Annotated in this window: 8 protein-coding genes; 6 read left to right on the top strand and 2 right to left on the bottom strand. The window is 69.1% G+C overall.

Features of this window, described 5'->3' with window-relative positions; genetic code table 11:
* Positions 1-137: 137 nt before the first annotated feature.
* Positions 138-1,532: an argininosuccinate lyase gene (gene argH / locus H0U68_RS14555; RefSeq protein WP_296356790.1), complete on the bottom strand. Its 1,395-nt coding sequence runs from the start codon at positions 1,530-1,532 to the stop codon at positions 138-140.
* Positions 1,533-1,595: 63 nt separating this feature from the next.
* Between argH and H0U68_RS14550 the strand changes: the two genes are divergently transcribed.
* The 5 genes from H0U68_RS14550 to H0U68_RS14530 are packed head-to-tail and all read left to right on the top strand — an operon-like array spanning position 1,596 to position 5,268.
* Positions 1,596-2,627: a histidine kinase gene (locus H0U68_RS14550; protein WP_296356789.1), complete on the top strand. Its 1,032-nt coding sequence runs from the start codon at positions 1,596-1,598 to the stop codon at positions 2,625-2,627.
* A 16-nt stretch (positions 2,628-2,643) separates the two neighbouring features.
* Positions 2,644-3,387 (top strand): LytTR family DNA-binding domain-containing protein, encoded by a 744-nt coding sequence (locus H0U68_RS14545; protein WP_296356787.1) that lies wholly within the window; start codon positions 2,644-2,646, stop codon positions 3,385-3,387.
* A gap of 33 nt (positions 3,388-3,420) precedes the next feature.
* Positions 3,421-4,599, top strand: a complete 1,179-nt coding sequence (locus H0U68_RS14540; protein ID WP_296356785.1) for an AI-2E family transporter — start codon at positions 3,421-3,423, stop codon at positions 4,597-4,599.
* A 23-nt stretch (positions 4,600-4,622) separates the two neighbouring features.
* Positions 4,623-4,952 carry a nucleotidyltransferase domain-containing protein gene (locus H0U68_RS14535; RefSeq protein WP_296356783.1) on the top strand — a complete coding sequence of 110 codons (330 nt, stop codon included), beginning with the start codon at positions 4,623-4,625 and terminating at the stop codon, positions 4,950-4,952.
* A complete protein-coding gene (locus H0U68_RS14530; protein ID WP_296356781.1) occupies positions 4,921-5,268 on the top strand; it encodes a HepT-like ribonuclease domain-containing protein in 348 nt (115 codons plus the stop codon). Before H0U68_RS14535 ends, H0U68_RS14530 begins: the two co-directional genes overlap by 32 nt.
* On the opposite strand, the gene ppc is transcribed toward H0U68_RS14530, so the two are convergent.
* The gene (gene ppc / locus H0U68_RS14525; protein WP_296356780.1) at positions 5,265-8,072 is read right to left on the bottom strand and encodes a phosphoenolpyruvate carboxylase; all 2,808 of its coding nucleotides are present in this window, start codon (positions 8,070-8,072) and stop codon (positions 5,265-5,267) included. The genes H0U68_RS14530 and ppc overlap by 4 nt on opposite strands.
* 93 nt (positions 8,073-8,165) lie before the next feature.
* Here ppc and hemC point away from each other — a divergent pair.
* On the top strand, positions 8,166-8,998 hold an 833-nt coding region (hemC, locus tag H0U68_RS14520; RefSeq protein WP_296356778.1), incomplete at its 3' end, for a hydroxymethylbilane synthase.

Raw genomic sequence — 8,998 nt, 5'->3', positions numbered from 1 at the left:
GCGCTCGCAGAGCGCGTAGTGAGTTCCTCCGCGCCGGTCCCAGCCCGATCAGCACAGCGAAGTCGGCGCGCAGCGCCGACCGCCGCAGTATGAGCCCGCGTCGGGCGCCGCCTGCCGCGACGCGCGGTGCAGCAAGCCTACGAACCCAACCGCGAACGATGCCGCGCAATCTGCGCCCGCACCTGCACCGGCGCTGTCCCACCCAGCGTGTTGCGCGCCTCCAGCGACCCGCGCAGCGACATCGCGTCGTACACGTCCTTCTCGATCGCCGCATTGAACTGCTGCAGCACCTCCAGCGGCAACTCGGACAAATCGCATGCGTGCGACATCGCCGCCTTCACCGCGTGCGCCACCGTTTCGTGCGCATCGCGGAACGGCAGGCCCTTCTTCACCAGGTAGTCGGCCAGGTCGGTCGCGGTGGCGTAGCCGCGGCGCGCCGCCTGCTCCATCGCCTCAGGCTGCACCGTAATGCCGGCCACCATCTCGGCAAAGATGCGCAGCGTGTCCTTGAGCGTGTCCACCGTGTCGAACAGTGGCTCCTTGTCTTCCTGGTTGTCCTTGTTGTAGGCCAGCGGCTGGCCCTTCATCAAAGTCAGCAGGCCCATCAGGTGGCCGACCACGCGGCCGCTCTTGCCGCGCGCCAGTTCGGCCACATCCGGATTTTTCTTCTGCGGCATGATCGACGAGCCGGTGGTGAAGCGGTCGGCGATGCGGATAAAACCGAAGTTCTGGCTCATCCACAGCACCAGCTCCTCGGACAGCCGGCTCACGTGCACCATGGCAATGCTGGCGGCGGCCGTGAACTCGATGGCGAAATCGCGGTCGCTCACCGCGTCCAGCGAGTTCTGGCAGACGCCGTCCATCTCCAGTTCCTTCGCCACGAACGCGCGGTCCAGCGGGTAGCTGGTGCCGGCCAGGGCCGCGGCGCCCAGCGGCAGGCGGTTCACGCGGGCGCGCACTTCCAGCATGCGCTCGTGGTCGCGCGAGAACATCTCCACATAGGCCAGCATGTGGTGGCCGAAACTCACCGGCTGCGCCACCTGCAGGTGGGTGAAGCCGGGCAGCACCACGTCCACGTGCTTGTCCGCAACGTCCACCAGCGCCTTCTGCAGCGCCAGCAGCAGGGCGGCAATCGCGTCGATCTCGTCGCGCAGCCACAGGCGGATGTCGGTCGCCACCTGGTCGTTGCGGCTGCGGCCGGTGTGCAGCCGCTTGCCGGCGTCGCCCACCAGCTGCGTCAGGCGCGCCTCGATGTTCAGGTGCACGTCTTCCAGGTCCAGCTTCCAGTCGAAGGCGCCGGATTCGATCTCCTGGGCCACCTGCGCAAGGCCTTTGTGGATGGCGTCGCGGTCGGCATCGGTGATGATCCCCTGGCGTGCGAGCATCGCCGCGTGCGCCAGCGAGCCCCGGATGTCGGCGCGCCACAGCCGCTTGTCGAAAAACACGCTGGCGGTGTAGCGCTTCACCAGATCGCTCATAGGCTCGCTGAACAGCGCGGACCATGCCTCGGACTTCTTGTCTAACTGGCTCATGCGGCGACCGGATTCCTTTTTTTGGGGGGATTCACCAATAATGAAGGTGTTCTTTCGCCCCAGATGAACGACTCGCAAATTTTATCGACCTTCCACGAGGCCACCCGGCCGCCTTCGCGGCCGGCGCCGGCGCTGCTGTTCGACGCCTGCCACGTCGGGGTAGTGCTGCGCGCCGTGCTGTTCGTGGAGGCTGCCATCGCCGTCGGCGCCATGTTCGGCGCGGCGAACGCCGCCGACTGGGCGATCCGCCTCTCGGTGGCCAGCGGCGCCGCGCTGCCCGCCACGCTGGCCTGGCTGATCGTGGCCTGCAGCATGAAGAACCTGCTGGCGCGCCTGCATCCGGCGGCGCAGCAGGCTTGCGGCGTGCTGCTGGGCGCACTGGCCGGTGCCTACGGCTGCGGGCTGCTGGCCTGGGTGGGGTTCCAGGAGCGCGCGCCCTGGGTCGCTTCGGCCTGCGCCGGGGCATTTCTGTCGGCGGTGCTGGTGGCGGCGCTGGTGCTGCGCGCCAAGGGCCGCATGCCGGCCGACACGGCGGCGCAGCTGGCCGAACTGCAGGCGCGCATCCGCCCGCACTTCCTGTTCAACAGCCTCAACAGCGCCATCGCCCTGGTGCGCGACGAGCCGCGCAAGGCAGAAGCGCTGCTGGAGGACCTGGGCGAGCTGTTCCAGCACGCGCTGGTGGACCAGGGCGAATCGGTCACCCTGTCGGAAGAGGTGGCGATCGCGCGCCGCTACCTGGCCATCGAGCAGGTGCGCTTCGGCGAGCGCCTGCGGGTGGAATGGTCAATCGATCCGCGCGCCGGCAGCGCGCGCGTGCCGCCGCTGGTGCTGCAGCCGCTGGTGGAAAACGCCGTCAAGCACGGCGTGGAACCCAGCCCGGACGGCGCCGACGTGAAGATCAGCACGCAGCGGCGCGGCGGCAGCGTGGTGGTGAAGGTCACCAACACCGTGCCCGCCGGCCAGGGCCGCCCCGGCCACGGCGTGGCGCAGGACAACGTGCGCGCGCGGCTGCGGCTGCTGCACGACGTGCAGGCGCAGTTCCAGACCATCCTGCGCGACGGGGTGTACCAGGTGCGGCTGGAGGTGCCCGCATGACGCCGGAGGCGCCCGCATGAACTTCCCCTTGCAGATCCTCGTGGTGGACGACGAATTGCTCGCGCGCTCGCGGCTGCGCACCCTGCTGGGCGACTGCACGGCGCCCTCGGCGGTGGTGGCGGCCGAGGCGGCCAATGCGGCGCAGGCCATGGAGCACCTGCGGCGCAGGCCGTTCGACGCCGCGCTGCTGGACGTGCACATGCCGGGCGCCGACGGCGTGGCGCTGGCCCGGGCCATGCGCGAGCTGCCCGAGCCGCCGGCCGTGGTGTTCATCACCGCGCACGCCGAGCACGCCGTCGCCGCCTTCGAGCTGGAGGCGCTGGACTACCTGACCAAGCCGGTGCGGCTGGAGCGGCTGCAGGCGGCGCTGCAGAAAGTCGAGCGGTACCGCCTGGCGCGCCAGGGCACGCAGCCCGAACACGAGGAGGTGCTGGTGATCCAGGACCGCGGGCGCACCGAGCGTGTCCCATTGCCGGAAGTGCTTTATTTCAAGGCCGAACTCAAGTACGTGACCGTCCGCACCGCGACCAGAAGCTATATTCTGGACGGCTCGCTCAGCGAGCTGGAGGAGCGCTACGGCATGCAGTTCCTGCGCATCCACCGCAACGCCCTGGTGGCGCGGCGGGCCGTGCGGGCGCTCGAGAAGCACTACGACCCTGAAGAGGGAGAAGGCTGGGCGCTGCGCCTCAACGGAGTCGACGAATCGCTGGCGGTGTCGCGCCGCCAGCTGGCGGCGGTCCGGGAAGCGCTCGCCGGCTGACCGACCAGCGACGACGACCGAAAGACGCCAACCGTGGACCCCAAACTCGAAGCCCCGCCCGAAGTACTGCCGCGCGCCAAGGTCAATCCCAAGCTGCCGCCGCAGGTCACCCTGCACATGCCGGTGGTGGACGTGCGCAGCCTCGGGCTGGGCGTGATGGCGGTGCTGGCGGTCCTGGCCGTGCTCAAGCTGGCCAGCGGCTTCTTCATCCCGCTCATGGTCGGGCTGGTGCTCACCTATGCGCTGTCGCCCGTGGTGGACACGCTGGCGCGCATGCGCGTGCCGCGCGCGCTCAGCGCGGCGGTGCTCATCCTTGGGTTGCTGGGCGGCACCGGCGCGGCGGTGTATTCCATGGCCGACGACGCCAACCAGCTGATCGCCAGCCTGCCGGAAACCGCCGGCAAGCTGCGCGATGCGGTGCGCAAGCGCACCGGCGGGCCGCAAACGCCGGTGGACGCGGTGCAGAAGGCCGCGGCCGAGCTGCAGAAGGCCGCCGACGACACCAACGGGCCGGCCACGCCGACGCCGCGCGGCGTGCAGCGCGTGGTGGTGGAAAAAGCCGGCTTCAACCTGCGCGACCATCTCTGGACCGGCACGCTGGGCGTGGCCAACATGGCGGGGCAGGCGGTGGTGGTGACCTTCCTCACCTACTTCCTGCTGCTGTCGGGCGACACCTTCCGCCGCAAGGTGGTGAAGATCGCCGGTCCGGGCCTGGCGGAGAAACGGCTGGTGGTGCAGGCGCTGGACGAGATCAACGCGCAGATGCAGCGCTACCTGCTGGTGCAGCTGCTGGCCAGCGTGGGGGTGGGCCTGTCCACCGGCATCGCCTTCGCCTTCATCGGCGTGAACCATGCGGCGGTGTGGGGCGTGGCGGCCGGCGTGCTGAACCTGGTGCCCTACGTCGGCTCCATCGCCGTGACGATCGGGGCCATGCTGGTGGCTTTCGTGCAGTTCGGCGAACTGAACCCGGCCCTGGGGGTGGGCGCGGTCTCCTTGCTGATCAACACCATCGAGGGCTACCTGCTGGTGCCCTGGGCCACCAGCCGCGCCAGCCGCATGAACGCGGTGGTCGTGTTCGTCGGCGTGCTGGCCTGGGGCTGGCTGTGGGGTGTGTGGGGCCTGCTGCTGGGCATCCCGATCCTGATGGCGGTCAAGGCGGTCTGCGACCGCGTCGACCACCTGAAACCGATCGGCGAGCTGCTGGGCGATTGAAGGTGGCGGGGATAATGGACCGGATGGAGCCGCACCTGCACGCACATCTGGACGAAATCACCGCGTTGTGCCGGCGGTATGGGGTCGCCCAGCTGGAGCTGTTCGGGTCCGCCGCCAATGGCGAGTTCCGCGACGACACGAGCGATTACGACTTTCTCGTCGAGCTGGATGAACGCGCACCTGGTTCCAAGGCGCGGCGCTGGATCGCGCTGGCAGAGGCGTTGGAGCAGCTGTTGGGGCGCCACGTCGATCTGGTGAGCCCGCACTACATCAGCAATCCGTTCTTCCGCGCAGCGGTCGACGGGAGTCGGATGGTCGTCTATGACGGACAGAGTCCCCAAGCTGCTGCTTGACGCGATCGAGGCGTCTCGCACCGCGCGAGAGTTCCTCGGCGCGCAATCGATAGAGGACTACCTGGCCGACAAGAAGAGCCGCTCGGCCATCGAGCGGCAGCTGGAAATTCTGGGCGAAGCCTGTGGGCGCATTGCCAAACTCGAACCCGCCTGGCTGGAAGCGTTGGAGGGACTGCGGTTTGCGATCGGATTGCGCAACCGCATCATCCACGGCTACGACGGCATCGACCACGGCATCGTCTACCAGACAGTGTGCGATGACCTGCCGCCGCTGGAAGCCGAACTGGTCCGTTTACTCGACCAGCGGCAGGCCTAACCTGTATTGCGCAGCCCCGCCGCGATGCCGTTGATCGACAGGTGGATGCCGCGCTGCTCGCGCTCGTCGGTTTGCCCTTGGCGCCAGCGCCGCATCAGTTCCACCTGCAGGTGGTGCAGCGGGTCGATGTAGGGAAAGCGGTGGCGGATCGAGCGCGCTAGCGCCGCGTTGCCGGCCAGCCGCTGGCGCTCGCCGCTGATCAGCGACAGCGCGTCGGCAGTGCGGTGCCATTCTTCCTCGATGGCGCCGAAGATGCGGCGGCGCAGCCGGCCGTCGGTGACCAGTTCGGCATAGCGCGAGGCCAGCGCCAGGTCGCTCTTGGCCATCACCATGTCCATGTTGGACAGCAGCGTGCGAAAGAACGGCCACTGGCGGTACATCTTCTGCAGCAGCACCAGGCCTTCCTTGCGCGGGCGGCCCTCGGTGTGGTTCAAAAAGCGCTGCACCGCGCTGCCGAAGCCGTACCAGCCCGGCAAGGTGAGGCGGCACTGGCCCCAGCTGAAACTCCAGGGGATCGCGCGCAGGTCTTCGATGCGCTGCGTGGCCTTGCGCGACGCCGGCCGCGAGCCGATGTTGAGTTCGGTGATCTCGCGAATCGGCGTGGCGCCGAAGAAGTAGTCGACGAAGCCGGGCGTCTCGTACACCAGCGTGCGGTAGGCCGCCATGCTGTCGCGCGATAGCGCCTCGGCGGCCTGCAGAAACGATTTCGGCGCCGGCTTGGTCGGCTGCAGCAGCGTCGCCTCCAGCGTGGCCGCCACCAGCGTTTCCAGGTTGCGCCGGCCGATCTCGGGGTTGGCGTATTTGGAGGCGATCACCTCGCCCTGTTCGGTCAGCCGCAGCTGCCCGCGCACGGTGCCGGGCGGCTGCGCCAGGATGGCCTGGTAGCTCGGGCCGCCGCCGCGGCCCACGGTGCCGCCGCGGCCGTGGAACAGGCGCAGCTGGATGCCGTGCGACTGCATGAACTGCTCGAACAGTTCCACCAGCGCGATCTCGGCGCGGTACAGCTCCCAGTTGCTGGTGAAGATGCCGCCGTCCTTGTTGCTGTCGCTGTAGCCCAGCATGATGTCCTGCTCGCTGCCCGAGCGCTGGATCAGCTTGGCGATGCCGGGCAGCCCATAGAAGGCGCGCATGATCGGCGCCGCGTTGCGCAGGTCCTCGATGGTCTCGAACAGGGGCACCACGATCAGGTCGCTCACCGCGCCGTCGTCCAGCGTGCCGCGCATCAGGCCCACTTCCTTTTCCAGCAGCAGCACCTCCAGCAGGTCGCTCACCGCCTCGGTGTGGCTGATGATGTAGTGGCGCAGCGACTGCGCACCGAAGCGCGCGCGCATGGTGCGCGCCATCTCGAAGATCGCCAGTTCCTTGCGCGTGTGCTCGCTGTAGTCCGCGCCCACCACGCGCAGCGGCCGCGCGTCGCACAGCAGCTTCAGCAGCAGCTGCTGGCGCTCGGGTTCGGCCAGCGCGCGGTAGTCCGGCTCCAGCCGCGAAACGGCCAGCAGCTCGGCGACCACCGCCTCGTGCTGGTCGGAGCTTTGCCGCAGGTCCACCGTCGCCAGGTGGAAGCCGAACACCTCCACCGCGCGCATCAGCGGCTTGAGTCGCTGCAGCACCAGCGCTTCGCCGTGGTGCGCCAGCAGCGAGTCGCGGATGGTGCGCAGGTCGGCCAGGAAATCCTCGGCGCGCAAGTACGGGTTCTGCGGCGGCACGGCGTGGCGCGCCGCCTCCCCGCCGGTGAATTCCTTGAGCGACGCGGCCAGCCGCGAGTACATGCCGGTGAGCGCGCGCCGGTACGGCTCGTCCATGCGGTGCTCGCTCAGGTCGGGCGAGCTGTCGGCGAGTGCACGCATCGCGGGCGCCACGCCCACCAGCATGGCCGACAGCGACAGCTCGCTGCCCAGCCAGAACACCTCGGTCAGGTAGTAGCGCAGGGCGACCTCGCACTGCCGGCGCAACGCGTACTCCAGCGTCTGGGCGCTGACGTTCGGGTTGCCGTCGCGGTCGCCGCCGATCCAGTGGCCCATGCGCAAAAAGCTCGCCACCGGCTGGTTGCCCAGTTCGCGCTCGATCTGCGCATAGAGCTTCGGAATTTCGCGCAGGAAGGTCGCTTCGTAGTACGACAGCGCCGTCTCGATCTCGTCGGCCACCGTCAGCTTGGTGAAGCGCAAGAGGCGCGTCTGCCACAGCTGCATCACGCGCGCGCGCATCTGGCTTTCGTTGGCGGCCAGCTCGCGCGGCGCCAGTGCGTCCTTGGGCAGCGCGCGGGCGCGGATCTCGTCGCGCTCGTTCAAGAGGCGCGCGATGTCGCGCTCGGCGTCCAGGATGCTTTTGCGCTGCACTTCGGTCGGGTGCGCGGTGAGCACCGGCGACAAATAGCTGTGCGCCAGGGTCTGCGCCACCGCCTTGGCGCCGATGCCGCCCCAGCGCAGCCGCGCCAGCGCGACTTCGATGCTGCCTTCCTGCGTGTCGCCGGCGCGCTCGTGGATCTCGCGGCGGCGGATGTGGTGCCGGTCCTCGGCCAGGTTGGCCAGGTGGCTGAAATAGGTGAAGGCGCGGATCACGCTGACCGTCTGGTCGCCGGTCAGCGTTTTCAGCAGCGTCTTGAGCGCGCGGTCGGCCTCGTGGTCGGCGTCGCGGCGGAACGCCACCGACAGCTTGCGGATGCGCTCGACCAGCTCGTAGGCCTCCACGCCCTCCTGCTCGCGGATCACGTCGCCCAGGAAGCGGCCGAGCAGCCGGATGTCGTCCAGCAGCGGGCGTTCGTTGTCCTTGGCGCGCCGGACGGGCGGCAGCGATGGCGGTGACATGGATGCATCTCCCTCGGGCGTGGTGTATGCCGCAGTGCAGCAAGACTGCATGCTAGCATCGCCTACCTCCAAGGCATTACAGCAGGGAAGCAGTTGAGCGCGCTCGTCATCGCCACCCGCGAAAGCCGGCTTGCCCTGTGGCAGGCCGAACACGTCAAGGCATTGCTGGAGCAGCGCGGCCACACGGTCAGCCTGCTGGGCATGACCACCAAGGGCGACCAGATCCTGGACCGCACCCTCAGCAAGGTGGGCGGCAAGGGCCTGTTCGTCAAGGAACTGGAGACTGCACTCGAAGAAGGCCGGGCCGATCTCGCGGTGCATTCGCTCAAGGACGTGCCGATGGAGCTGCCCGAAGGCTTTTCGCTGGCCTGCGTGATGGAGCGCGAGGATCCGCGCGACGCCTTCGTCTCCAACAGCTATGCCGGTTTGGAAGACCTGCCGCAGGGTGCGCTGGTCGGCACCTCCAGCCTGCGCCGCATGGTGCTGCTGCGCGCGCTGCGCCCCGACCTGCGCATCGAGCCGCTGCGCGGCAACCTCGACACCCGCCTGCGCAAGCTCGACGAAGGGCATTACGACGCCATCGTGCTGGCGGCCGCCGGCCTCAAGCGCCTGGGCCTGTCCATGCGCATCCGCCGCGCGTTCGAGCCGCACGACATGCTGCCGGCGGCAGGCCAGGGCGCGCTCGGCATCGAGGTGCTGACGGCGCGCGCCGATCTGCTGGACGCGCTGGCGCCGCTGGGCCACCGGGCCACCTGGCTGGCAACGGCCGCCGAACGCGCCGTGAGCCGCGCCATGGGCGGCAGCTGCTCCATGCCGCTGGCCGCGCATGCGGTGTTCGCCGGCGACGTGCTGGAACTGCGCGCCGCCTGGGGCAACCCCGACGCGCCGGCGCCGCTGGTGGAGGCCAAGGTGGCCGAAGCCGTCGC

Source organism: Ramlibacter sp. (genome assembly GCF_013697775.1).
Classification (GTDB): domain Bacteria; phylum Pseudomonadota; class Gammaproteobacteria; order Burkholderiales; family Burkholderiaceae_C; genus Ramlibacter.
The sequence above is the reverse complement of the archived record's forward strand: the minus strand, read 5'-3'. Positions and strand labels throughout refer to the sequence as shown.